Here is a 26,713-nt window from a genome sequence, read left to right as displayed (position 1 = left end):
AAATTGTTGTAACGGTTTAATACAAAACTCCCATACTTTCCGCTGCAAAGCCTGAAAGCTCTTCTAATTTTCCCTCTTTTACTTTTTTCACCCACTGATAATCGTTCAGTAAAGCACGGCCTACAGCCACTAAGTCGAAATCCTGTCTTTCTAATCTTCTCAGTAATTCCGTAAGGTCAGATTTTTCTGAGCTTTCACCCGCAAATGCCGACATGAAATCACCTTTAAGTCCTACGGACCCTACGGTAATCGTTGGCTGGCCGGTTACTTTTTTGGCCCATCCGGCAAAGTTAAGATCCGAACCTTCAAACTCTGGCTCCCAGAAACGACGTTGTGAACAATGGAAGATATCTACTCCCGCTTCTTTTAAAGGAAGCAACCAATCTTCCATCTCAGAAGGGTTTGTGGCCAGCCTGCTTTTATAATCCTGCTGTTTCCACTGCGAAAGTCGGATGATAATTGTAAAATCTTCTCCTACAGCCGCTCTGATTGCTTTTACTACATCTACAGCAAAGCGGGTTCTTTCCTTTATTGTTTTACCACCATATTCATCAGTTCTTGTATTGGTAACCTCCCATAGAAACTGGTCGATAAGATAACCGTGAGCACCGTGGATCTCAATACAATCGAAACCTAAATCTTTAGCTGATTTCGCTGAAGCTGCAAATTGATTTATGGTGTCCTGAATATCTTCCAGAGACATAGTAGAAGCTTTTTCCATAGGAACCAAAGGATAGTCGTCAGATGAACGGGTATCACCCACGTGCCATATCTGTGGTCCCATTTTACCCCCGTTATGATGAACCTGGTCGATTACATTTTTCCAACCTGCCAATGCTTCAGTACCGTAGAAATCAGGAATATTCTGCATATTTTTAGAGGCAGGGCGATTGATTACAGTTCCTTCAGAAAGGATTAATCCAACTTCTGAGGCTGCCCTACGGCCGTAATAATCTGCAATTTGTTGTGTAGGTACACCATTATCCGATTGAGCTCTCGTCATGGGAGCCATTACAATTCTGTTTTTAAGGTGTAGATTTTTATAGTTAAATGGAGTGAATAACGCGTCTGTACTCATTTTCTATTAATTTTTATTAATAATTTTTATTCTTTTGTTACACAAAGTAACTAATAATAATTCGTTTTTGTACCTATTAGAAAAAAAATTGTGGTAACTTTGTCGTAACAAACGATAGTAACCGGCTTGTAACTTATGAAAGAAAATAAAATAACCCAGCACTGTTGTCCCCTGGTAAAGGCTATGTCTTCCCTGGGAAGTAAATGGAAGCCTGTCATTGTTATGGTAATTAATGACAGAAAATTACGGTTTGGACAGATTGCAGCCCGCATTCATGTCATTTCGCGTAAGGTTCTTACCGACCAGCTAAGAGAAATGGTAGAGGATGGATTGCTAATCAGAGAGGAATTTAAAGAACTGCCACCCCGGGTTGAATATACCCTTACGGAAAAGGGACTTGCTCTTTTGCCCATTTTAAATTTATTGGAAGATTGGGAAAGAAATTATGAAACAAAAGAAGTGTTGGCTGAGGCATAACGTTCTTTGATTTTATAAGATTAAGAGTTTTGATGCCAGGTTGATGATTGATTCCTACTCAGTTAAAGATTATTTTATTTTTTATAAGAGGGGCATTAGTGAATTAAAATTCAGTAAATGCTTATGACATGCATAACAGATTAAGTGAAAAAAGAAGACAATCTCTAATCTCAAATACTTTTTTTTATAATTAATCGTTATATTTATCGAATTAATTCTTAAATCAAAAATGGATTAATAGATCATAACTTTTAGATGACCAGTAAAATCATTGGTGTAGGAAACTACATCCCCCCGGAAACCATTACCAATTTATTCTTTGATAAACACAATTTTATAAACAAAAGCGGCGAGTCATTAAAAGAAAGTAATGCTATTATTGCCAGTAAACTCAAGGAGATTACGGGCATTGAAGAAAGAAGATATGCAAGCAATGATCAGGTTACATCCGATCTGGGCTTTATTGCTGCCAAGGCAGCTATCGAAGATGCAGGAATTGATCCTGAAACGTTGGATTATATTATATTTGCCCATAACTTTGGGGACGTCCGCTTTGGAACTGTTCAGTCCGATACGGTTCCGAGTCTTGCCTCAAGGGTAAAACACCTATTAAAAATCAAAAATAATTTTTGCGTCGCCTATGACGTATTATTCGGATGTCCCGGATGGATCGAAGGAATCATCCAGGCCAATGCATTCATTAAATCCGGTATTGCCAAAAGATGCCTGGTCATCGGAGCTGAGACCTTATCCAGGGTAGTCGATATCCACGACAGGGATAGTATGATCTATGCAGATGGGGCAGGGGCAGCCATTCTGGAGATCTCTGAGGAAGAAAACGGAATAAAATCCCATATCTCAGCCTCTTTTACCCTCACAGAAAAAGATTATTTATATTTCGGAAAATCATACAACAATGACAAATGCCCGGATACCAAATACATTAAAATGGACGGGCGTAAAATTTACGAATTTGCTCTTTCAAATGTTCCGGATGCAATGAAGAAATGTCTGGATGACAGTGGCTATGGAATTGATCAACTGAATAAGATTATCATCCATCAGGCGAATGAGAAAATGGATGAAGCTATTGTTAAAAGATTCTATCAGTTGTACAATACACCAATGCCCGAAGATATTATGCCTATGGTTATCAAAAAACTAGGTAATAGCAGTGTGGCAACAATCCCTTCATTACTAAGCATGATCCTGAAAGATGAACTGGATTCTCATGATATTGATAAAGGAGATATAGTCTTGTTTGCTTCAGTAGGAGCGGGGATGAATATTAATGCATTTGTATATAAATTTTAATATTTTATTCACAGACTGCTAAAAATATTTTGCCAGAAATAAAAAACTCTCTATATTTGCACCACTGAAAACGAAGGCATAGCCGGAGTTCAGGGAGAGTTGGCAGAGTGGTCGATTGCGGCAGTCTTGAAAACTGTTGACTGTAACAGGTCCGGGGGTTCGAATCCCTCACTCTCCGCAAGTCTAGAGCTAAAACGCTGTAAACATCAATGTTTACAGCGTTTTTTGTTTTAGCGTTAGTATCAAAACTATAAAAACCTGACCAATAGGCAATCTAATGATTGTACATCTTGCAAAAAGTCGTAACAAAAATTAAATTACTAATCAATTAAAGTTATCGCACAATGAACAAAACATTCAACCTGTTATTCTTTATAAAAAAAATAAAATCAGAATAAACTGAACAGCTCCGATCTATTTAATAATTACTATAGAGGGCAAGACAGCTGATATTGCTGCGAAAAGATATATTGATCTGCAAAATGGGATACTAAAGCGCACAAGGCATTAGGAAATACTCAAGAAGCTAAAACACTGAATCCAAAACAGGATTGATAAAAGGTAAATGCTTCTTTACAGTTTCCTGCTAACGTTATGATTCTCTAAACTTGCAGGTTTATTTTGATGTTTAATCATTTATTTATGTTAAGCATCCACAATTTCAGGCTCCACAAGTCTTTATAATTATTCTGGAGGTTCCTGCCAGCAACACTGTGTAAATGATTATTATTGGAGACTACGCCCAGAGTTAGTGCAGAAGTTCTTAAATCGTTTTATTAATCCTAAAAATTATAACTTTATTTTGATAATACTTAACTGTTATATAATGTTATTCATTTCTTTGCTTTAACATCTAAATTACTAAATAAGTTTAATTTAACAAAATTTATGACTGATCATTAATGATTAATCATTAAATTTGCTTTGTTAAAATTAATAAAAGCTCATTACCCTTTAAGAATCAAATGAATTAGTAATAAGATGAATAAATCTAAACTAAGATGATAAACAATTTTAGATATGTTTAAGTTATCACTTATTAGTATAAATGGCTAAATCAATTTATTATGCAACCTATTTAAAAAAACATAATTACAATTAATGATAACATCTAAGCTTGATTAATCACATTACTTTTAAATACAATTATTAATTATATAATTCTTTAACTTTATTAAACCAACAATTATGTATAGTAAATCAAAAATTACCATTTTTACATTATTTATGACAGTATTTTACTCTTCGACATTTGCTCAAATGGGTACACAAAATGCTATTACTGACATTGTGCGCCAATTCCATGTTAATTTTTCTAATAATGAGGTTGAGAAAAATGGATTGCTAGTGGATGATAGCCTTGTCGTTAATGTTAATGGAGGGGCAGGAAATAGAACCAATGGTGCTACATTTAAAGGACGTGATGAGTTTGTAAAATGGTTAAAGACTTTTAAGTCAACTTTTCCAGACAGTAAAATTATTGATGAAAATATTGTTGTTTCCGGTAATAAGGCAGCCATACGATATATATTTACAGGGATTCACAGCGGTACATTGCCATCAGCAAACGGGCCGATCCAACCAACTGGACGAAAAGTAATTATGTATGCTGCTGAATTCTTTACATTCAATGACAGTGGTAAACTAATATATCTTGAAACACTTACTAATGATCTCGATATGATCACACAATTGACTTCAAAATAAAGAAGAAATGCTTTGTTTATCATACGCATTGCTTTATTTTTGTGTCAATTATATTAAATTTTCTTGATGTAAAGTATACTTTATTATTAATTCATTAATCAACGAAATTATATTGTATTATTTTTCGTTGTTATGAAAAAGTAATGATTTTGTACTATTTTGTAATACATTTTTACAAGAAAATAAGAACACGTGGGATTTGAATATTCTTAAAATAACAAAAGTATTTATCACGTTTTTCATTATCAAGTGGAAATATTTTTTCTACAGTGTATTTTTAGCCCATCTTCTGATGGGCATTTTTATTTTTTTTTCATTTATTAAAATTAAGAAAATACCCTCAGAATTAAATTTTAACATTTTTAATGATTAATCATTGATGATTAATCATTAAATTTGTAAAAATAAGTTTAATTAGAAAATGAAATTTTATCTGATGTACTGGATAATGTTAATAGTATGAAAATTTGAACTTATCAATTTTTGAACATTAAATATTAATGATTTGAAATGCTTTCCAGTAATACATTGATAAATGTGTAGATGTTTTTATTTGATAAAGTTTACGAAAAGAAATAAGCAGAGTATATTAAAGAAGAAATTCTTAAAAAACTAAATAACCTACTGTTTATTTGTTGCAAAAGAAGTCAAAATAAACATAAAATTTTTAATTGTTATTAATTTTTGTGAGTCCATATCACATTATATGTTATATGCTAAATAAATTAAATTCACTTGAAAACAAAAAAAATATAAATTAAAAAAATACTTTAAAATGAAAAAAAAATTATTAATTATCGTAGGTGCTTCTCAAATTGTGTTTTCTCAGACAGGAAACGTAGGTATTAACACAACTTCTCCAACCAATAATTTAGATGTTAATGGTAATACAAGAATTAGAAAGATTGAAGAGATTTCATCAACTAATTATCTGCTAGTGCCAAATAAAGATGGGGTAATCAATAAAATATCTGTCGATAATATGACTTCGTCAGCTTTTATGCCAAGGGTAGTTGGATTAGTAAGGAGAACTACTAACTTCTCTTACAATGATGCAGGTTCTAGTAATGAAATAACTCTATTACCACTTGATGAGGTTGTTGTGCTTAATAACCAAAGTTTGACTTATGCTAATAATGGTATTTTTACGGTAAAAGAAAGTGGTCTATATCAAATTACTTTTCAATTAGGATTGAACGATTTTCCTTTGGATACTGATATTATTATGGGTATTGTAAATGGTAATAGACAGTGGATTGGTAGGGCTACATTTTCTTATCCTAAAAGCTCTAGACAGTTTCATAATTATGTTACCACTTTGAAATTTAATGCGGGAGATTCTTTTGCAATGGGTATTTATTCGTCTGGTGGTAATATGACAATACAAGGTAATCAATCTGGTAGTACAGGGTCTGGTAATATAACCAATGTTAATATAATAAGATATCAATAAGGATATATAGATATTTTATTTCTTTTAAAATTTGCTGTCGAATTTTAAAAATAATTGTATAACATAATGCATTATTGAAGATAATTGCGAAAACAAATATATTATGAATTTAAACAAAACAGGCTACAACTTAGCGGTTATAGGTACAATTACTGTGCTAATATGGATTGGTATCTTCAAGTTTACACCAGAAGAAGCAACAGCAATTAAAGGCTATATTTCAAACAGTTTTCTTATGAACTGGATGTATCGTTTTTCTTCTACCCAAGGTGTTTCAAATATTATTGGTTCTTACGAAATAGTTACGGCTATCTTATTAATCTTATCTTTTTGGAATAAGAAAGTTGGATTAGTCGCAGGTTACTTAACAGCAACTATTTTTATGGGTACACTTAGTTTTTTACTTACCACTCCTGGAATATGGAGATTAAGCAATGGTATATTGATTACCGACTTTTTTGTGCTGAAAGATATTGCATTTCTTGCCATTGCACTCCAGATAATTGCTAAACACAGTAAGGAGTAAAGGTTTGGTAATAATCTTGCAAAATCATAATTAGAAATTTTATCCATACTCAGTCTGTTTATCTTTTGTGATAATCATATTAAATTTTCTTGCTAATGCTTAGATCTCTAAAATTTGATAATGTCAATCTAATAAAATGATCAGTTTATTCTGATTTGAATTAACCACTTGATTTTATGTATAACAAATAGCTTAGCTAAAAATCAAGTTTGTGCAATGAAAAAATAAATAATCCGGTACATTCTTTGGGTAAGAATACAGAGAAAAAACTTCGACGTTTTTTTATTGCAATTTTTGTCGAGCAATGTAGCCACAAGGTATGCCCTTTGGTATATGGAAGATAAATTTAGGGATTAGATGTTTAAAAGATTGTATAGGAATACATGAGAAAAATAGGAGTTATGAGTTTTCCATCTTGAAAGCTGGCTATTGATTTAAACTATGATCTTTGTTCCATAGTGGAAACAGCAATTCTTCAGTCTGAAGAACTTAACAAAAGATATGATAGAGAATAGAATTCTAACAGATTTATCAACTGGACTTGCGGCAGGAAGAGAAAAACATAGAACAATAAATTGTTAAAATACTGGAAAAGAAACAAAATCTGAAGCGATACTACAAATCCTTTGCAGGAATTATAATCCTGCTAAAAAAGAGTAGGCTTTAAATTGTGAAAAAGTTTATAGATGGCTTAGTTTGATATTAGTTTTACTCATATGTCACATCCTTAATAAAACAATATAATTTAACATATTTTATGATTAGTCATCAATGATTAATCATTAATTTTACACTATTGAATCTTTTGATTCTTTTTTGCTTAAATGTCTTCTATAAATTTTGCAAAAAGGAATAAGTAATAAAATGTTAGATTATTATATTTTCGACATAAAAGGAATAATAATACTATAAAAATTATTTTATTATTACAGTAATGAGGTTTGACTGATGTAGAAATAGGGATACGTTTTAATCAGTTATAATTTTTGTAATTACTACTTTATGAATCGAGTCTAGTTTAAAAAAAGCAAGGATTAATTTTTTACTATCATAACTACTATGAAATTTATACATAAAATTCTTAATGCAATTTATGATTATGATTACAGAAACTATAGAAATGCATTAGAGAACACTTCTAAATCTGAACTTCATAAAGAGAAGGATGTTGAACCTTTAAAATTTTCAATCTTAATTTATAATTATAATCAAGGCATGTTTTTTAAGAATTGTTTTGACTCAATTATAGAACAAAAATGTAGTAATTGGGAAGCTATTATTTTGGATGATTGTTCTACAGATAATTCAGTTATGATTATTAAAAATATAATAGGTAATGATAAAAGGTTTTGTATACATGAAAATATTTCCAAAATAGGTTTTGAAATGTCTAAAACAAAGCTTATTGGATTATCAGTAGGTAAAGTTTATGGTTTTCTTAATTGTGAGGATGAATTAGCAGATAATGCATTGCGAAATATAATTATTAAATGTCGCTGAGATATAATATAAAATAATATTTATCTTTTTTTTAACCATAAGAGACCTGTTTATTTCAACTAATTAAGTAATATAATCAAAGCAGTTATAAATGAACTATTAAGCTTAAAATATGAAAGAGAAAGCTCTAAAATCAAATAAAAAAAATAACTCTGAGCTTAAATGGCCTATTATATTACTAATAATAGTAATCATTTTAATACTTTTAATTCCTTTGTTTTATTTTTCACTTAGTATCAATAATCTTAAAGATGCAGGAGAAATTAGTTCTGCATTTTGGAAAATTATAGCTCCAATCGCTCAGCTTTTAGGGATTATATTACTTTTTCTTGCTCTGCGAGAGCGTAGAACTGCAAATAATATTGTGCAAAAACAATTAGATGCTAACGGAAAAAGAGAGATAAAAGAAAGGAGTGTAAAACATGTCCACGAATTGTACATATTGTTAGAAAATAATATTAGCAATTTCAGCTATGAGAGTAAATTAGATACTAGTATCCCAGCCAAGGTTTTACACGGTAAAAGGGCTATCCGATTGTTTATAAATGATATCGAGGAGATGAATATTGATTTGCACGATAATGATTTGCTGCTGCAAAAAGATGGTGTGCGCGAAATATTAAGTATTCTTAAAATAGCTGAAAATATTTTTGATAAGATAAAAGAAGCCGACATTGAAGTGTCGGACGAGAATTTTTATCTTAATATTATGAAGCATGAGCTTATTTTTAGCATATTTCCTTATAAGGATCTTGATGAATCTGCCAATTTAAAATTAGATATGTGTGAAAAATGCTATAAGCCACATGGTAATTATCCTCCTTTAATTTTTGATAAAATGCAAGAAATCAAAAAATATTTTTGAAAAAGTAGTTATTAATAGTGATACAGAAGCACAACTTACTGTGAAATATAGTTACAAAGAGGGTTATAAAAAGACATGGCAAAGAAAAGTATTGGGAAGTTTTAAAATAGGAGCAAAAGCAGAAGTTAAAGTTCCCTTAGTAGCAAAAGGAGAAATATCTACTGAAGTAGTTGTTGGTGGAGAAACTGTTAATGGAGAAGAAAACTCTCATGAAACAACCAAAGAATCATCTTATACAGTAAAAGTTCCTCCTCATTCTGAGGTAGAAGTAAAAGCATTTACCAAAATAAGAACAACAACAATTGATTACACTCCCATTTTCATTGGATGGTACTGTACGTACTAATTTTAACCCAGCTGTAAATGGGCATTATTTTTGGTCAGGCCCTATTTCCACATATCCAAATTTTTACCTAATATTAAAAGCGAAATAGGAACTGTTAAAGCACTCAATTATGTAGAAGTACATGTTGTATCTTCCCCGGCAAAAAGTATCAATTAATAAAGAGATATCATCTTAAAATAATAAAACATCTCCGATGCTTCCGGAGATGTTTTTTATTTTTCTTTTGATCAATATTTAGTTTATTTTTTAGATTTCCTTATTTAATTTTCTCATAAAGGTTATTGATAAAGCTAAATAAGGCAGAATTTTCCAAAAATTATTTAATGTTTTAAATACTCTAATCGCAGTATCAATAGCAATTAAATGTTGATGTTTTTTAATTATTGTCATTAATGAGTAATCATTATATTTGTATATCAAATATTATAGAGGTAAAGTTAGGCAAAGTATAAGATTGAAAAGGAGGAATTTTTAAACCAGTTTTGTGTTAAGAATATAAACTTTCATTGATTAGACTTAGCCAATTCTTTTTGTTGTTTTGATATAATTGTTAATAAAATGGGAGGCAAAATTCATATTAAAGAGATTTCACTTAAAATGAAATTAGGAACTGTAATGGGAGAAGTGTATAATCATGTTTATGATAAAGCTCAGGAATTTTTTTTGAGATATGATCTTACTTGTCATCAATATGGGGTTGTTTTAATTCTTTCTAATTCTTCAGTACCACTTTCTACATCTGATATACTAAAAAAAATGCCAGAAAAGAATTCAGGTGTATCTAGAATGGTAGATCGTTTGATTTTAAAAGGTTTAGTTGAAAAAGTCACTAATAGTAAGGATAAAAGATTAGTTGACATACAATTAACTTTAAAAGGGAAAAAATTGTATGAAGAAATCGAAAAGCATATATTTGAGATAGATAATATTTATAGTTCTGTAACTGAGGAGGAGGCTAAGTTGCTTATTGATCTATTATCTAAGTTGAAAGGGTAGGGTTTTTATATATTAAAATATAATATAAATTTATTATAAGTAATAACCAATAGTATCAAATATTATTGAACAATTTTTTTGGTTTTGACCAATAAGGATGTATAAATTAACAAATCTTAGTTCGAAAATTAAAGTTTTGATAATATTGTATGAAAGGTGTGATCTGCAATCTACTTTGCTTATTATTCCTAATGGTAGATATCATGATAAGAATTACTTCACTAAGCTTTCTATTCATTCTATTTAATTTTATAATAATGTGAAAATGCGCAATAAATTTACTTTTAAGTATTACGTTAAAGTTTCTGGATTTTATATTTTTTAACCAATTCATATTCCACTTCTTCAGGTTTTGATGATATGAATAAACTACTTTTGTAAAGATGTCATTATAAATTGATCCAAACTTAAGTATCAAAAAAAACGGAGGAATTTTTTCTCCGGTTTTTTTGATAGAAAGACATCTTGTTGTTACTAATATAATAGTAAGCTATCTTATAAGAATACCTAATTTTAGACTATTCTTCTATAATCACTCCACGCCAAAAGGCTATATGATTTTTAATTGCTTTGGCTAATTCGCTTGGTTGTTTGTAATACCAGGCTGCATCCTTGTTTTCTCTCCCATTAACATTTATGTTGTAATAGCTTGCATGGCCTTTCCATGGACAGGTAGTATGCGTTTCTGTTTCAGAGAAATATTCTTTTTTTATTGAATCTTCAGGAAAATAATGATTTCCTTCAATGTTTACAGTTTCATTACTTTCTGCGATCACTGTTCCATTCCAAATTGCTTTCATATATTTTATAATTTTGAGTTTGTGTATATAAAATTAAGTATGAGATATTATAAGTCACTTTGTAAGCACCTTAAATATTTACGATCTTTTTCAAAGGTTGATTTCAATTGTTCCTCTTGTTTTTGAGGAGTTAAATCTTTAGTTTAAAAACGATCCAAACCTTTCAAAATGACAGGTATAACCATTGGGATTTTTCACTAGGTAATCTTGATGGTTATCTTCTGCTGGCCAAAACTTGCTATAAGGTTCTAAAGTGGTTACTACTTGTCCTTTCCATTTGTTTGATTTATTTACAATCGCAATCACATATTCGGCTATTTGTTTTTCTTCTTCATTTTGATAAAAAATAGCAGATCGATAACTTGAACCTATATCGTTTCCCTGTCGGTCAATAGTAGTTGGATTATGAATACGATAGAAATAGTCCAATATTTCCTTGAAATTAGTCTGGGTGGTGTCATATGTTATTTCAATAGCTTCTGCATGGCCTGGATGATTTCGATAAGTTGGATTTTCGTTGTTTCCACCAATGTAACCTACTTCGGTATCAATTATTCCTTTTTGCTTTCTGAAAAGATCTTCCATTCCCCAAAAGCAACCGCCAGCGATATATACTTTTTTAGTGTTTTCCATTTTTATATTATTTATTGAATTTCGGTTTATTCTTTTTTATTTCTATTAAATAATTTTGTTTCATTGAAGATACGTTTTGCTTTCGTTTTTATAAAGTTGCAAATAGCAGTGGTACTATAACCATCTTTGATTAATTTCTCAAAGGTTTTCAAGACCAGTTCTTTTCCTAACTCCGCTCCCTTGAAATCGTAAGGCATTTTCAAAAAACCTCATTTCTAGATTGTCAGCTAAACTGTAATTAATATATGAACTTAATCTATTTTCTAAGGATAAAACAAATTCCTTATTAACTTTATACTGTATGATTTAAATTAACTGAAGGTTTCTTTTAGATATTGGATAGCACCATCTGTATTGATATGAAAATCAGCAAATACAATATTGTCTTCCTGGTCTATAAAAATGAACCAAGGTGTTCCGCCCGTACTGTAATCTTCCATAATAGTCGACATTCCATTTCCGGGATCGTGACCGAAAGGGATATTTAGATTATATTTTTTCTGTGTTTCCACTATTTTTTCGTAAGTATTGGCGTGAGCTCCTTCAAAAACCGTTTGAACGGCCAGAAAAACAATTTTATCATTTCTTTCAAATATATCAACCAGTTTTTTAAGTGATGGAAGTCCAACACTATGGCAGCCCGGGCACCAATGTTGAAAGCAATAAATGATTTTAAATTTTTCTTTATAATCGGATAGTTTTATAGGTTCCTTTAGTTCGTCACCATTAGCGTTTATCCATTGTTTTACTCTTAATTCTGGGGCTTTCATTCTTTGATTTTTAATATTCTCCATTGTTTTTGTTTTATATCTAGTACAATTTTTTGATTCCGATTTTATACAGTGTATTTCATGGATCAGTTATAATTTTGCTTATCACGTTACAATAAATTCCACAGAAGCTTTCTGTATAACTGGTTGTGTAAAAATCAACTAATGACGTTTAATTCAATTCTTACTTTTTTCTTCTTTTATTTTATTCAATGCAACAGCATTTATACAATAACGCAAACCGCTTGGTGAAGGTCCATCAGGGAACACGTGTCCCAAGTGAGCATCACAAACATTACATAATGCTTCGATTCTTATCATTCCAAAACCGCTATCTTTTTTATATGCCACATTTTCTATAGCGATAGGTTGGGTAAATGATGGCCAGCCCGTACCACTTTCATATTTTTCACCACTGTCGAAAAGGGTTGTGTCACAACATATACATGCATATTTTGCAGGTTCAAAAATACTGCACATTTCTGAACTGTGAGCTCTTTCAGTACCGTGTTGCCTGGTTACATAAAAAGCTTCATCGGATAATAAGGCTTTCCATTCTTTAAGTGTTTTTTCAACTCTTCTTGGTGGTTTTGGATTGCTTTTTTCGGCAAAATTCAGTACATCCGTCCAATTTATCATTTGTTTTATATTTAATTATTAATATTTTCTGTTTCTATAATGACTTTGCTTGTTAATGTTTTGTGTACTGGACATTTGGAAGCAATTTCAATGAGCCGTTTTTGTTGGTCATCGGATAAATTTCCGATAAGTTTTATCTTTTTGGAAATGTGATCTATCTGCCCTGGTTTTTCCATATCAATCAGCAGGTCATCACTGTGTTTTTTAGAATGGGTAATGTAGCTATACACTTCCTGTAAATCCCAACCTCTTCTTTCAGCATAAAGTTTTACAGTTAATACGGAACAAGCAGCTAGTGCAGCACTTAAGAAATCATAAGGAGTAGGGCCTAGATCATTGCCACCTAAGCTTTCGGGTTCGTCAGCCGTAAGAGAATGCTTACGGGTTTGCATCATAGTAGTAAATTTATCCTCTTTTATATTTAAGTAAGCTACCAGTTGCTCTCCTAAAGGGTCTAGCATTTCATTTTCATTTTGATCAAAATAACGCTGTACCCAGGCACCGATCATGTTTCCAACGTATTGGCTGTCTCTATGTTTGGTTAATAAGTGATCAGCGCCATCCAATCCAATAAAGCTTTTCGGATGAAAAGCATTGTGATATAAATCTCGGGCATTTTCTATACCAACACTATTATCGATAGGGGAGTGCATAATCATGATAGGTTTACGAAACGATTTCACTATAGATAGCAAATCGGTCTTATCAAAATCATTGACAAACTTCGAATTGATTTTGAAAGGACGTCCTTCAATGGTAATATTGACGAGTTCATTTTGTTCTTCATTTTTTACCTGATCAGAAAACAAACGTTTTACATGCGATACAGATGCAGGGGCTCCGATAGTAGCAACGGCTTTAACATTCTCTAACTGGGATGCCGCAACAATAGCTGCTGCTCCTCCTAAAGAATGTCCAACTAAAAGTGAAGGGGCTTCGTAGTATTCAGCCAGATAATTGCTTACCGAAATAAGATCTTCTACATTACCTGAAAAATGACTCTCAGCAAAATCACCTTCACTTCGCCCTAAGCCCATGAAATCGAAACGGACTACACCAAAACCGTAACCAGTAAGCGTTCTACTAATAGTTCGAGCTGCATCAGTGGTGCTATTGCAAGTAAAGCAATGAGCAAAAATACAATAAAAATTAGGTTTCCGATTCGCTGGAAGTTCAAGATAAGCATTTAGTTTATTACCTTTTTGGTTAGTAATATCAAGTTGTATTCTTTTCATCTGTTAAATTATTTGATGTTTTTATAAGTTCTCAGGTTTTCAAGTAATTCAGCTGGTTACAAAACACAAACCTTTATTGATGAATATACAAATGTTTTTTTGCGTTGATCCATTTATCAAATTTCTTTCACTACCTGACTTGAAATAAAGTTGGATATTGCATAAAATGGATAACTAAAAATAATGCTTTTGATATTAAAATTAGTTTTTCCATAGAAATTTTCAGATAACGAGAGATGTCCCTATTTTTCTAATTTGTAACTGGTGCTGATCTTTTATGATGATATTTAACTCTTTGGTTTAATATATCAGATTTCTATGTTGGATAATTCTCTATTTTTTATATAATTCTCGCACCAATCGATTGTCTTTTATGATACTCGAAGCAAGCCAAACATAATGTTTATCTTCTTTGTCCCATCCAAGAGCTTCGAATTTATTTCCAAAAGGACACGGAGGGAAGTCGGGAAAGCCCATACGGAATGTATAACGATCAGGTTCCTCATTGAACAATGCTTTTTTTACGCGAGGTAAGCCATATTTTGTTTCCTCGTCGTCAATAGGATGAACATGATTGATATTCATAACATTGAACTTAATATGTATTTCATTTGAGTCCGCGGCTTCGATTGCCCCATAAGCATCTACCAAATAGCCTTTTGTTTTCTCTTTAGTAAGGGTAATAGCAAACAAGCGTTCATTTATGGGTTCTTGATATTCATTGAAACTATATGCTTTATCAATTATAAATTCGTCCATTTCAAATGTCATACTTAAATCGTCCGAAAACAATTGCTTGTCTTTGATTGAGAATTCATAATTATAACCACAATCTCTTAAATCGGAAACTGCTGTTACTAAATCTTTTGGATCTTTCATAATTTTAATTTTTTAAAAAATATTCTTTTTGCTTAGAGTAAGATTGTTTTTTAATCTTAAATTTTAGTGGATGGAATTAAAATAGAAGTATAGAAGAAAATTGTGAGATTTTTAGTTTTACAAATTTTACTCGTTTAAATATCTAAGCAGGTATGATGGTAATTTATTTCTGTTACTCAAATTTTCAGGATTGTCTTTATCAAATCCTTGAGCATCTCTTAGTGGAGCATATAGTTCTGAAAATGGGCCATATCCAGTTTCGGACTTACTATGGCAGGCTATACAGCCTGTGTTACCCATTACAGGTGAAAATTCATCATAGTTACCATCTTTGTCTTCGACAAAATCAAAATATTCCCACCCTCCTGGAGCTTTAGGATAGCGTGCTGTATCTTTAATTGTAACAGCAACATCCCAAACTTTTCCTTGAACAAAACCTTTTCCTATTGGAAGTTCTCTCCTATCAGTTGCTTTAAGTAATTCTTTCACAAAAATTGTCCCCTCACGAAAATATCCATTTTTCTTCCAAAATTTAAAACTTATTGGATCAATGTATATATTTTGAAAATCTGGAAAGATAACATTGGGGTCAAGTATCTTTGGACTTGCTACTGTTCCAGCAAATATCCAGGAACGATAATCTTTTGGGCGAAACAAATTACCTTGTTTATCATATTTATAATATGGATTTTTTTCAATTTTGTTTGAACGAGAAATAGCTGTGGCTGTAATTATTAATAGGATAAATAAGATAATATGATTGCTTTTTTTTTTCATTTGTGAAGTTTGATAATTATATGTTTTAATAATTTATGTTTTGTAAACAATAACTTTATGAATAAAATATTCCAATAATTATTTTTTTAATAGGATTGAGATAAAAGCTTTTTCTTAAGTATTTTTTAACTGAATATATAGCCATGAGCTGTAATAGATCAAAGAAAGATTATGGATTTCACTTTGATAATTGTTATAATTGATGAATTCATTTTTATAAGTTAATCAATACCATGATTGCAGCTTTACTGCTTAAATAGTTAAATTAATATAGCTATATTTTTTTTGTTAATTAACAGTCACTTTTATAATGTTTTTTAAAGGTGGAATTGGATATTTATTTCCCACAACTTCAGAGATGATTTTACTTTCTGGAAGTGGGGTTCCACCAAATACAACTTGATTATTTCCTGCACCTGGATATTGATCGATTCCAGTTCCTGAATCATATAAAGTTGTGCTAGAAGTCAAGTCTCCCTTTGTATTACCACTAATAACCTTATTGTTGGAATAAAACCAATCATTTGAAATACCAAACATTGTTACATAGGCTAGTTTATCACCGGCACCTGCCTCAAAACTTGTACTTGCTTTTTCTCCTGGTGCTATTAGAATATTTCCTATTTTGTAAACACCCTTGACATAGGATAGAGCTTTTAAACTGTTCTGAAGTTTGGCAGCAACTCCCATTTGTGAAAGTTCTTTCAATCCTATCCCTGCATCTAATTTGCCTAACTCAAAAATCGGATTTTTATCTCCAGTATAAACTACAATGAGACCCTCAGAAAGATCAGGTACTAGACCTGTATTTGCTGCTAACTTTGTCTTCATCTTAGTAATATTTCCCATTTCTGCAATGTCAGTAAGTTCAGGATTAGACAAGAAGTTTGGCTTAAAAAAAGGAGTTTCATTTGCTAATTTTACACCATTAAAATTTGAAATGGCCCATACACCTGAGGAGAAGGGAGTTTCATGTAAAGTTCCACCTGAAGTATTTGTTATTTTTAATGTAAATTCAGAAGAAATATCATCATAGGTAAGATATAGTTTCATTAATTGAGAAGCGTCTATATTAGGAACTAATCTTATTGGTTTACTTTCTATTTGCCCAGAGGTATTTTCTTTTGTTCCATTATCCCATAATTGAACTTGTGAAGAAACATCTCCTGTAATGGCTTTTCCATCTGTGTCAAATAATTTGATTCCTGGCTGAGCTGATGAAAAAAACCAGTCTTTTGAAGCTTTATACATTGTCACGAACATTAACGATTGAGCCTTTCCTGCACTAAAGGTAATACTCTGAGATTCTCCTGGATTAATAGTGAGATTTCCATTTGAATTTGTAACTCCAAGAATTTCTCCACTTTCTACAAAATCTTTAAGAGGCACTAAATTTTCAAATGTAATTGTTTTCTTATTTTCATTATCATTGTCGTTGTCATTGTTATTGTCATTTTTGCAAGATGTAACGCTAAATATAAGCATGGAAGCTGTAGCAAAAAGAATAGTTTTAAGAGTCGTTTTTTTCATAAATTCTAATTTTTATTTTGTAATTATTTTTTAAAATTGATTATTCCATTTTTAGTTTTGTTAGGAGCTACTTTATTATAATTTATACTTAATTTAATAACTGAGATGGTTCATTGTAATATTGTTATTATGTAAATTTTATGATTGCTTCATAGATCACATCACATGGGGAAACAATTTGTCTCTTAATTTCCATTAGTATATAACCTTATTTAATTTATAGTAGTGCATTTTTTATTATAGAAAGTGAGGCTAATTTTGCTTGAAGATCATAAAACGGACTTACAATCATTATTTCATTTACTTTATATTTTGATGCAAATACTCCAATGTCCTTTTTTAGTTTGTTTTTGTTCCCATGAAACGTGAATCGCAATGTATCATCTATTGCAGACTTTAGATGACCTGAATAGATGGGAGGTAGTTCTCCAGGAGGTTCTAATGGACCTATATTATTTGTCAAGAAGTTGACATACATTTTATACAGTGTAGTCATGAAATGGGCAGCCTCCTGATTAGATTCTGCTGCAAAAATATTTAGTCCAGCAATAATATAGGGTTCTGATAATCTTTCTGATGGGATGAAATTGTCTCTATAAATTTTTAAAGCAGCTTCAAATTGTGCGGGAGCAAAATGACTGGCAAAAGAATAGGGTAGCCCTAATTTTGAAGCGAGATAAGCACTGTCAATGCTGGATCCCAAAATCCAAATAGGTATTTTTCTTCCCTGACCTGGAAATGCTGTAACTTTTTGTTCTGTTTGTTGGGAGTTATCAAAATAGTTTTGTAATTCAATAATATCAGATTCAAATGTATTGACACGGTGAATATTATTCTTCCGTAATTGCGCCGCTACTAATTGATTTGTACCAGAAGCCCGTCCTAAACCTAAGTCAATTCGATTCGGATAGATCGTATCAAGTGTTCCAAACTGCTCGGCTATTATCAATGGAGTATGATTAGGTAGCATTATTCCACCAGAACCTACTTTTATATTTTTTGTTTTTTCTGCAATGGTTCCAATTAATATTTGTGGAGCAGAACTAGCAATATATTTTATATTATGATGCTCTGCCAGCCAGATTCGCTCATATCCTAATTTGTCAGCATGTTTTGCCACTTCTATTGTATCAGAAATACCCTGAAATGCATCTCCACCTTCAATTACCATTGCGGATTCAAGAATTGATATTTTCATTTTCTAATTGTGTTTTAAACATGACGAGAATAATTTATATTAGCTATTTAGAGGCAAGGCCATTTTAGTAATTTCTGTCTTTCCACACTTTTTATCATTGCGTCTGGGCTTTCTAAAATATTATGTTCCATATTCTCAGATTTCGACACATCACTTTCGCTTTTTAATGCCTCATCTAAAGTTTCATAAACACTATTATCTTTAGGATTAATTACTTTTGAATCTTTTCCTCCTATTAGTAAGGTAAACAAATTGTCTATTGTTGAATTTATTCCAGTTAAAAATGCTATCTTTTTTAAATCTTTCACATTATGTGGATTTAATTCTACAGCAAATATAATGATTAATCATTAATGACTAATCATTAAATAGTTAAAATTGCATATCTGCCATTGAAAATTAAAATGCATACCATATTATATTCGTTAGAACAAATTTTTATTTGCAATTTTATAATTATTATTTAATGAATTCTTAATCCATATTGGTATTAGGTAATCCCATTTTAATTATGAATTAATAATATGGCTATATTAGATTTACACCGTTTTCTACCAAAGCTGAATTTCATTACGCCGTTTGTGATGGAGATATAGGAATGGTAGTAATGACACGTGATTTGGAATTAAACGGAAAGTCAGACCCTAAATTCTTTACATTGATTTGGAAATATTCATCTGAAGGATGGCAGGTATTCAAAGAATCCTATGTTGAGCTTAAGTAAGTAGGAATCGCTTTAGCTTTTGCAATAGCAATATAAATAAAAGAGCCTGTAGATTACAGGCTATTTTATTTATGAGTACTGAAAGTATTTTACATGGTTTAATTGTGTTCCAATAAGTGCCGGGTAATTTGAATAGACCATTTCTCCTGGATTCCGGAACGAGCCGTTTAATTAGATTTTTTTGATGGTTATAAGATCAAATAATCACACCCTTTAAATTTATTGTTTCATAATTTTTTGCTGTTAGAGCGGAAAATTGGTGAATGAAAATAGGTTTTTATTTACTTTTTCATAATAAAAAGTGTCTTTTTTACATTTTTTTTTCAGCTAAAATGAAAAAAAAATTAATTCTTCTTATCATAATATTTATTCAGAAAAAAATGATCCTCTTTTTGGTGTTGTGATATTGCAATTAATTGTGAACTCATGTCTTATGAAATAAGTAAGTGTATTTTTAATGATAACCTTATCATAATTTTTATACAATTCATATCATAAAAATTCGATATGTAATGTGTTGATAAGCAGTATATAATGATGGATTTATTTTTTTTATTCAGATGAATTTTTATATTTGTAATGTTACCAAAATGTTAACAAACTAATGAATCAGAATTTTATTCATACCTACGTCTCTGTAGATTGCGTTGTGTTTGGATTTGACCATGAAAACCGGTTGAATATATTATTAGTACAACGTCATGTAGATGATGTACCATTGGAAAAACAAATCAAGCTTCCCGGAAGTTTGATTTTCAGCGACGAAGATGTGGATGATGCTGCACAAAGAGTACTGCATGAACTTACAGGAATTAAAAAAATGGTCCTCAAACAGTTCAAATGCTTTGCAGATCCCATGAGAGCAAGCAATGCGCATGATATAAAATGGATGGATCAGGAATACAAACATCATATAGACAGGATCATTACAGTGGCTTATCTTTCTCTTTGTAAAATAGACCACAAGATCAACAGCACAAAATATGATACCGTAGACTGGTATCCTATTGATGAAGTTCCGGGATTGCCTTTTGACCATAACAAAATTATCAGTGAGTCCTTGATGGAAATCAGAAAGTGGATTGAATCTGATTTCTCCATCATTTTTGAACTGCTACCCAAAAGATTCACCATAAGACAGCTCTATCAGCTTTATAGTGCATTAAGTGAAAAAAATATTGACATCAAGAATTTTCATAAAAAAATTTCTTCGTTCCCCTATATTGTTCCCTTGGACGAAATTCAAAAAGATGTGTCACACCGTGCAGCAAGGTACTACAGATTTGACGCTAAGATTTACAAGAAAAACAATACAAAACTTATAAAATAACCTTTTTAAAAAATTATGTACTTACTAGGCTATGACATTGGCAGTTCTTCTGTGAAAGTTTGTCTCATCGAGGCATCCAGTGGAAAAGTGATTGCTTCTGAATTTTCTCCCAAAAAAGAAATGAAAATCACTGCTATAAATCCGGGATGGGCAGAGCAAAATCCAGTCGACTGGTGGACCAATCTGAGGTTGGCACATGAAGCTGTGATGCATGAATCCGGTGTACATGCTGAAGATATCAAAGGAATTGGAATTACCTGGCAGATGCATGGTCTAATTCTGGTAGATAAAGATCAGAATGTCTTAAGGCCATCCATTATCTGGTGTGACAGCCGTGCTGTGCCCTATGGCGAAAAAGCTTTTAAAACAATAGGAGAGGAAAAATGCCTGTCTCATTTGTTGAATTCACCCGGAAACTTTACAGCATCAAAGCTGGCCTGGGTAAAAGAAAATGAGCCTGAAATTTTTGAAAAGATAGATAAAATCATGCTCCCGGGAGACTACATTGCTATGAGACTCTCAGGGGAGATCGGAATAACCATTGAAGGATTATCAGAAGGGATCTTCTGGGATTTTAAAAACAACTGCATTTCGGAAGATATCATAAACTACTATGGTATTCCTAAAAGCTTTTTCCCAGAAATCGTACCTACATTTGGTATCCAGGCAACGGTTTCCAAAGCAGCAGCTGAGGAATTAGGCCTAAAAGAAGGGACACCTATATCTTACAGGGCAGGTGATCAACCGAATAATGCACTTTCCCTGAATGTTTTTAATCCCGGAGAAATTGCCTCCACAGCAGGAACCTCAGGAGTTGTCTATGGCGTTCTTGATCAGCTGGAATATGATAAGTTATCACGGGTAAATACATTTGCCCATGTCAATTATACACCTGAACAGATCAGGCTGGGGGTTTTACTATGTATCAACGGAACCGGTATTTTAAATTCCTGGCTGAAGCATAATTTCGCAACCTCACTTTCTTCTTATGGGGATATGAATGATATGGCTTCGCTTTCACCTATTGGCTCAAAAGGGTTAAGTATCATTCCTTTTGGAAACGGTGCTGAAAGGGTACTGGAAAATAAAGATACCAGCTGTTCTATTCACGGAATCAATTTCAATATACACACTAAGGGAGATATACTGCGTGCGGCGCAGGAAGGTATTGTATTCTCTTACGAATACGGAATGGATATCATGAGAAATATCGGAATGGATATACAGGTCATCCGTGCAGGAAATGCCAACATGTTTTTAAGTTCAATTTTTCGCCAGTCTCTGGCCAGCGTGAGCAATGCGGTCATTGAACTTTATGATACCGATGGAGCAGTGGGAGCTGCAAGAGCTGCTGGAATGGGAATTGGATTTTATTCAGATTCCAGAGAAGCATTTTCTTCACTTGAAAAGATAGCGGTGATAGAGCCGGAACACGAAAAACAAGAACAATATACAGAAGCCTATGCGCGATGGAAACATCATCTTAATGAAATAATCTAAAGCAATTACAACCGTATTTTTCATCCTCTTACTGACTTTTAAGAACCAGTGAGAAGGGAATTCCTACGCAAAAATTAAAAAAACAAATTAAAAATAATCAAATAAATATGAACACTTTAACAGGTACAAAAGAGTTTTTTACGGGTATTGAAAAAATTAAGTTTGAAGGAAAAGAAAGCAAGAACCCGTTGGCATTCCGATATTATGATGCTGAAAAGATTGTGATGGGAAAACCTATGAAAGATTGGACCAGATTTGCAATGGCTTGGTGGCATACCTTATGTGCAAACGGAAGTGATCCGTTCGGAGGTCCTACGATCCACCATCCATGGGACATCGGAAATGATGCAGTGACCAGAGCCATGCATAAAATGGACGCTGGTTTTGAATTCATGTCCAAAATGGGCTTCAATTATTACTGTTTTCACGATATCGACCTGGTAGACCCTGCTAATAACTGGAAGGATTATGAGAAAAACCTTCAGACTATTGTAGAATATGCAAAACAAAAGCAGCAGGAAACAGGAATTAAGCTTCTATGGGGAACCGCCAATGTTTTTACCCATGAAAGATACATGAACGGGGCCTCTACCAATCCGAATTTTGATGTCGTAGCCTGCGCAGGAACTCAGGTGAAAAACTCAATAGATGCAACGATAGCATTGGGAGGAGAAAATTATGTTTTCTGGGGTGGAAGAGAAGGATATATGAGTCTTTTAAACACGGATATGAAGCGTGAAAAAGATCACCTGGCCCGTTTTCTTTCCATGTCAAGAGATTATGCGCGTCAGCAAGGATTTAAAGGAACATTCCTGATCGAGCCAAAACCAATGGAACCTACCAAGCATCAGTATGATTATGATTCCGAAACAGTGATCGGATTCCTGAGACATTACGGATTGGATAAAGATTTCAAACTGAATATCGAAGTGAATCACGCTACGTTGGCGGGGCACACATTCGAGCATGAGCTTCAGGTAGCTGTAGATGCCGGACTTTTAGGGAGCATTGATGCCAATAGAGGAGATTATCAGAACGGATGGGATACCGACCAATTCCCGATCGATTATTACGACATGGTTCAGGCGTGGCTTGTACTGCTTCCGGCGGGAGGCCTGGGGGCCGGTGGAGTAAACTTTGATGCGAAAATCAGAAGAAATTCTATAGATGCTGAAGATTTATTCATTTCCCATATTTCAGGAATGGATGTATTCGCAAAAGGTCTTCTTGCAGCAGCTGATATCCTGGAAAATTCTGATTACAAAAAACTGAGAACAGATCGTTATGCTTCTTTTGATAACGGGAATGGAAAATCTTTCGAGGAAGGTAAGCTTACCCTGGAAGATCTTCAGAGAATAGCTCACGAAATCGGCGAACCACAGCCAAAAAGCGGAAAGCAGGAATTGTTTGAAGCCATCGTGAATATGCATATATAATAAAAAATAAAAGGCTTGTAAACACTAAGGACTTTACAAACTATAATTATTAATCAGCCTTTTATTCAATAACTAATACTAAAAATAATAATTATGAACCGATTTTATTTCAATAAAAGCAATAAAGCAGCATTATTTTTTGCAATGACTTTATTGCCTTCCGGCATAGCATATTCACAGGTTAAAAAGGATACGATAGTTAAAGAAAAGAAAATAGATGAAGTTGTTGTAATAGGGTATGGAACACAGAGAAAAGAGGCGGTTACAGGTTCTGTGGCCACGGTAAAAGGAGATGCATTGCGTGAAGTACCCTCAGCTAACATAACTCAGGCATTACAGGGAAGAACGGCAGGGGTAGATATCTCACAAACCTCTACAAAACCGGGTGCTGCCATGCAGATCCGTATCAGGGGAACAAGATCTCTGACAGGAGATAATAATCCGTTGATTGTATTGGATGGAATTCCTTTCGTAGGATCACTGGGAGATATAAGCTCAAGTGATATCAAAAGTATTGACATCCTTAAAGATGCTTCTGCTACTGCGATTTACGGATCCAGAGGAGCAAACGGAGTTATCCTCGTTACAACCAACAGAGGGGCAAAAGGGCAGAAACCAAGATTCACTTACAATACCTTTACGGGAGTTCAGACCTTGTTTTCAAAATATCCTATGATGGATGGTCCTAAGTTTGCACAGTTGCGTGCTTATGCGATTCCGGCAGGAAATACAACGCCTTTATATTCAAATGGCGCTGATGAAAGCAACAGTGTTAATACGGACTGGCAAAGCCTGTATTACAAACCGGCGATGATGACCAGTCATGATATCGGGGTTTCAGGAGGAACAGACGGAGGAAATTATAATGTAGGCCTATCTTACTTCAAGCAAGATGCATTGATCCCTATTCAAAGTTATGAAAGATTTGCCCTGAGAATGGCTATTGACCAGCAGGTAGGCTCGGTTTTTAAATTTGGTTTTACATCTAATACCAATTATTCAATCTCTGAAGGAAATGGGGTAAATCCGGGAGCAGTGCTGGGATTTTCTCCAATTGCCAATCCTTACAATGCGGACGGAAGCCCGAAGAGGGTAATGAGCACGGCTGGAGGTATTGACCAGACATGGATTTATACCAGAGGGAGCCTGGAAAGTCTCGGAGATAAATATATTGACGAAACCAAATCTTTTGCATCCTACAACAACCTTTACGGGGAGGCCAATCTTCCGATCAAAGGACTGAAATACCGATTGAACGTAGGTTTGGATTTCCGTACATCAAATAGTGGAAATTATGCTGGGGTAGGAGTATTTAATACGAATCCTCTTGGACCTTCAGCTGCAGGAAGAGGGAATAACCAAACCTATCACTGGGTCCTGGAAAACCTTTTAACCTACGACCGTACATTTGGAAAGCATAAAATTAATGCCGTAGGATTATATTCCGCAGAAGGGAATAAGTATACAAGCTCATACATGAGCGCAAAGAATGTCCCTGCAGATTTTTTCCAGTATTATAATCTGGGACAATCGCCTCAGGCAGATATTACCGTACGACCGGAAGACCAGATCTACTGGAAAACGGGTCTTCTTTCTGCAATGGGAAGGGTAATGTATACTTATGATAACAAGTATATGCTGACAGCAACACTTCGTGCAGACGGATCTTCCAGACTGGCTCCCGGCAACAAATGGCATACATATCCCGCATTATCATTAGGATGGAATGTTACCAATGAATCCTTTATGCAGAATATCAAAGCCATTAATCTTCTTAAATTCAGGGTTGGATGGGGACAGACCTCTAATCAGGCAGTAGATCCATATTCTACTATGGGAAGATTTAGTGTTGCTCCTTATAATTTTGGAAGTGCAGGAAGTACGGGGATCTATGGAAGTCAGCCACCAAATCCGAACCTGGGCTGGGAATATTCAAAAACGCAAAACTACGGTCTGGATTTCGGTTTATTGAACAACCGCCTTACGGGGAGTGTGGAGTATTACAAAACCCATACATATGACCTGTTGACACAGAAGAGTCTTCCGGCAACAAGCGGATGGTCATCCATTGTTTCCAATGTAGCGGAAACAGAAAATAAAGGTTTTGAAGTTTCCTTAAACGGTGTCATTTTCGATAATCCGGATGGGTTTACATGGGAAGCCGGAGTTAATTTTTATACCAACCGAAACAAAATTTTATCTCTTGCATCCGGAACAACACGCGATGTGAATAATCTTTGGTTTGTAGGTCATAATATCAATTCGTTATATGATTATCAGTATGTAGGCCTTTGGCAGGCAGGAGATCCTTATCAGAGCATTCTGGAACCGGGAACTGCTGCAGATGTAGTAGGATCTATCAAAGTTCTTTACACCGGAGGTTATAATCCTGACGGAACACCGGTAAGGGCAATAGGACCTGACGACAGGCAGATTTTTGATACCGCTCCTAAATTTCAGGGAGGATTCAATATGCGTTTTGCCTACAAGAACTTTGAACTAAGCACAGTAGGGGCTTTCCAAAACGGAGGAATCTTGGTAAGTACCATTTACGGATCTGCAAGTTATCTTAACAGATTAACAGGTAGAGGGAACAACGTGGATGTAGATTACTGGACAGAAGATAATACAGGAGCTTATTTTCCTCGTCCGGGACGCCATTTGAGCGGTGATAATCCGAAGTATTCTTCTACTTTAGCGATGTTTGATGCTTCTTACCTTAAGCTCCGTACGATTACATTAGGCTATAATTTCAACAAAGATTTTTTAAAGGATTTGAAGATCACCGGCTTAAGAATTTACTTTACCGTAACAAATCCTGTTGTATTATTCTCTCCTTATCATAAGTTCTCAGGAATGGATCCGGAACCGAACTCTTTCGGAAATGAAAACCAGGCCGTAAGCGGATATCAAAGCCGTCAGCTTGTTATAGGAACCAACAACCCTTCCACAAGAAATTACTTAATGGGACTTAACTTAACCTTTTAAAACTGTATTGTC

At 33.3% G+C, this 26,713-nt stretch carries 24 protein-coding genes and 1 tRNA gene; 14 read left to right on the top strand and 11 right to left on the bottom strand.

Annotation, left to right across the window (positions count from 1 at the left end):
• Positions 1 to 16: 16 nt before the first annotated feature.
• Positions 17 to 1,078 (bottom strand): NADH:flavin oxidoreductase, encoded by a 1,062-nt coding sequence (locus AAEU33_RS17380; protein WP_273647677.1) that lies wholly within the window; start codon positions 1,076 to 1,078, stop codon positions 17 to 19.
• A 135-nt stretch (positions 1,079 to 1,213) separates the two neighbouring features.
• Here AAEU33_RS17380 and AAEU33_RS17375 point away from each other — a divergent pair, with 135 nt between their 5' ends.
• The 10 genes from AAEU33_RS17375 to AAEU33_RS17330 all read left to right on the top strand — a co-directional run bounded on the left by AAEU33_RS17375 (position 1,214) and on the right by AAEU33_RS17330 (position 10,262).
• Positions 1,214 to 1,555: a helix-turn-helix domain-containing protein gene (locus AAEU33_RS17375; protein WP_172278116.1), complete on the top strand. Its 342-nt coding sequence runs from the start codon at positions 1,214 to 1,216 to the stop codon at positions 1,553 to 1,555.
• A 255-nt stretch (positions 1,556 to 1,810) separates the two neighbouring features.
• Entirely contained in the window at positions 1,811 to 2,869 is a 1,059-nt protein-coding gene (locus tag AAEU33_RS17370; protein ID WP_172278118.1) for a ketoacyl-ACP synthase III, read from the top strand.
• 93 nt (positions 2,870 to 2,962) lie between these two features.
• Positions 2,963 to 3,047, top strand: a tRNA-Ser gene (locus AAEU33_RS17365).
• A gap of 1,010 nt (positions 3,048 to 4,057) precedes the next feature.
• Positions 4,058 to 4,576: an ester cyclase gene (locus AAEU33_RS17360; protein ID WP_345989206.1), complete on the top strand. Its 519-nt coding sequence runs from the start codon at positions 4,058 to 4,060 to the stop codon at positions 4,574 to 4,576.
• Positions 4,577 to 5,351: 775 nt separating this feature from the next.
• Positions 5,352 to 6,029 carry a hypothetical protein gene (locus tag AAEU33_RS17355; RefSeq protein WP_345989204.1) on the top strand — a complete coding sequence of 226 codons (678 nt, stop codon included), beginning with the start codon at positions 5,352 to 5,354 and terminating at the stop codon, positions 6,027 to 6,029.
• Between the two features lie 103 nt (positions 6,030 to 6,132).
• Positions 6,133 to 6,555 carry a DUF417 family protein gene (locus AAEU33_RS17350; RefSeq protein ID WP_345989202.1) on the top strand — a complete coding sequence of 141 codons (423 nt, stop codon included), beginning with the start codon at positions 6,133 to 6,135 and terminating at the stop codon, positions 6,553 to 6,555.
• 1,059 nt (positions 6,556 to 7,614) lie between these two features.
• Complete coding sequence (locus AAEU33_RS17345; protein WP_345989200.1) at positions 7,615 to 8,055, top strand: glycosyltransferase family A protein; 441 nt, start codon at positions 7,615 to 7,617, stop codon at positions 8,053 to 8,055.
• A gap of 112 nt (positions 8,056 to 8,167) precedes the next feature.
• Positions 8,168 to 8,920, top strand: coding sequence for a hypothetical protein (locus tag AAEU33_RS17340; RefSeq protein WP_345989198.1), 753 nt, complete (start codon positions 8,168 to 8,170; stop codon positions 8,918 to 8,920).
• Positions 8,886 to 9,266, top strand: coding sequence for an aerolysin family beta-barrel pore-forming toxin (locus AAEU33_RS17335; protein WP_345989196.1), 381 nt, complete (start codon positions 8,886 to 8,888; stop codon positions 9,264 to 9,266). The genes AAEU33_RS17340 and AAEU33_RS17335 overlap by 35 nt, the downstream gene beginning before the upstream one ends.
• Before the next feature lie 558 nt (positions 9,267 to 9,824).
• Positions 9,825 to 10,262, top strand: coding sequence for a MarR family transcriptional regulator (locus AAEU33_RS17330; protein ID WP_345989194.1), 438 nt, complete (start codon positions 9,825 to 9,827; stop codon positions 10,260 to 10,262).
• Positions 10,263 to 10,780: 518 nt separating this feature from the next.
• Here the strand turns inward: AAEU33_RS17330 and AAEU33_RS17325 are convergent.
• From AAEU33_RS17325 to AAEU33_RS17280, 10 genes are all read right to left on the bottom strand, one after another.
• Positions 10,781 to 11,062 (bottom strand): DUF427 domain-containing protein, encoded by a 282-nt coding sequence (locus tag AAEU33_RS17325; RefSeq protein ID WP_345989192.1) that lies wholly within the window; start codon positions 11,060 to 11,062, stop codon positions 10,781 to 10,783.
• Between the two features lie 138 nt (positions 11,063 to 11,200).
• Positions 11,201 to 11,695 (bottom strand): peptide-methionine (S)-S-oxide reductase MsrA, encoded by a 495-nt coding sequence (gene msrA, locus AAEU33_RS17320; RefSeq protein ID WP_345989190.1) that lies wholly within the window; start codon positions 11,693 to 11,695, stop codon positions 11,201 to 11,203.
• Between the two features lie 311 nt (positions 11,696 to 12,006).
• A complete protein-coding gene (locus AAEU33_RS17315) occupies positions 12,007 to 12,465 on the bottom strand; it encodes a redoxin domain-containing protein (protein ID WP_345989188.1) in 459 nt (152 codons plus the stop codon).
• A gap of 177 nt (positions 12,466 to 12,642) precedes the next feature.
• Positions 12,643 to 13,104, bottom strand: a complete 462-nt coding sequence (gene msrB, locus AAEU33_RS17310; protein WP_345989186.1) for a peptide-methionine (R)-S-oxide reductase MsrB — start codon at positions 13,102 to 13,104, stop codon at positions 12,643 to 12,645.
• Between the two features lie 11 nt (positions 13,105 to 13,115).
• The gene (locus AAEU33_RS17305) at positions 13,116 to 14,339 is read right to left on the bottom strand and encodes a bifunctional alpha/beta hydrolase/OsmC family protein (RefSeq protein ID WP_345989184.1); all 1,224 of its coding nucleotides are present in this window, start codon (positions 14,337 to 14,339) and stop codon (positions 13,116 to 13,118) included.
• Positions 14,340 to 14,672: 333 nt separating this feature from the next.
• Positions 14,673 to 15,218, bottom strand: a complete 546-nt coding sequence (locus tag AAEU33_RS17300) for a hypothetical protein (RefSeq protein ID WP_345989182.1) — start codon at positions 15,216 to 15,218, stop codon at positions 14,673 to 14,675.
• Positions 15,219 to 15,344: 126 nt separating this feature from the next.
• Positions 15,345 to 15,995, bottom strand: coding sequence for a cytochrome P460 family protein (locus AAEU33_RS17295; protein ID WP_345989180.1), 651 nt, complete (start codon positions 15,993 to 15,995; stop codon positions 15,345 to 15,347).
• A gap of 288 nt (positions 15,996 to 16,283) precedes the next feature.
• Positions 16,284 to 17,525, bottom strand: a complete 1,242-nt coding sequence (locus AAEU33_RS17290; protein ID WP_345989178.1) for a spondin domain-containing protein — start codon at positions 17,523 to 17,525, stop codon at positions 16,284 to 16,286.
• A 217-nt stretch (positions 17,526 to 17,742) separates the two neighbouring features.
• Positions 17,743 to 18,723, bottom strand: a complete 981-nt coding sequence (locus AAEU33_RS17285; RefSeq protein WP_345989176.1) for an LLM class flavin-dependent oxidoreductase — start codon at positions 18,721 to 18,723, stop codon at positions 17,743 to 17,745.
• Positions 18,724 to 18,770: 47 nt separating this feature from the next.
• Positions 18,771 to 19,031, bottom strand: a complete 261-nt coding sequence (locus AAEU33_RS17280; RefSeq protein WP_345989174.1) for a hypothetical protein — start codon at positions 19,029 to 19,031, stop codon at positions 18,771 to 18,773.
• A gap of 1,020 nt (positions 19,032 to 20,051) precedes the next feature.
• Here AAEU33_RS17280 and AAEU33_RS17275 point away from each other — a divergent pair.
• From AAEU33_RS17275 to AAEU33_RS17260, 4 genes are all read left to right on the top strand, one after another.
• On the top strand, positions 20,052 to 20,777 hold the full coding sequence (locus tag AAEU33_RS17275; protein ID WP_172278131.1) for an NUDIX domain-containing protein: 726 nt from the start codon (positions 20,052 to 20,054) through the stop codon (positions 20,775 to 20,777).
• A gap of 15 nt (positions 20,778 to 20,792) precedes the next feature.
• Positions 20,793 to 22,277 (top strand): FGGY family carbohydrate kinase, encoded by a 1,485-nt coding sequence (locus AAEU33_RS17270; RefSeq protein ID WP_273647683.1) that lies wholly within the window; start codon positions 20,793 to 20,795, stop codon positions 22,275 to 22,277.
• Positions 22,278 to 22,384: 107 nt separating this feature from the next.
• A complete protein-coding gene (xylA, locus tag AAEU33_RS17265; protein ID WP_273647684.1) occupies positions 22,385 to 23,713 on the top strand; it encodes a xylose isomerase in 1,329 nt (442 codons plus the stop codon).
• Positions 23,714 to 23,806: 93 nt separating this feature from the next.
• Positions 23,807 to 26,701, top strand: coding sequence for a SusC/RagA family TonB-linked outer membrane protein (locus AAEU33_RS17260; protein ID WP_306611807.1), 2,895 nt, complete (start codon positions 23,807 to 23,809; stop codon positions 26,699 to 26,701).
• Positions 26,702 to 26,713 lie beyond the last annotated feature (12 nt).

Source organism: Chryseobacterium sp. Chry.R1, from assembly GCF_039645525.1.
GTDB classification, from domain to species: domain Bacteria; phylum Bacteroidota; class Bacteroidia; order Flavobacteriales; family Weeksellaceae; genus Chryseobacterium; species Chryseobacterium proteolyticum.
Note: the sequence above shows the minus strand (reverse complement) of the source record. Positions and strands in the feature narration are given on the sequence as shown.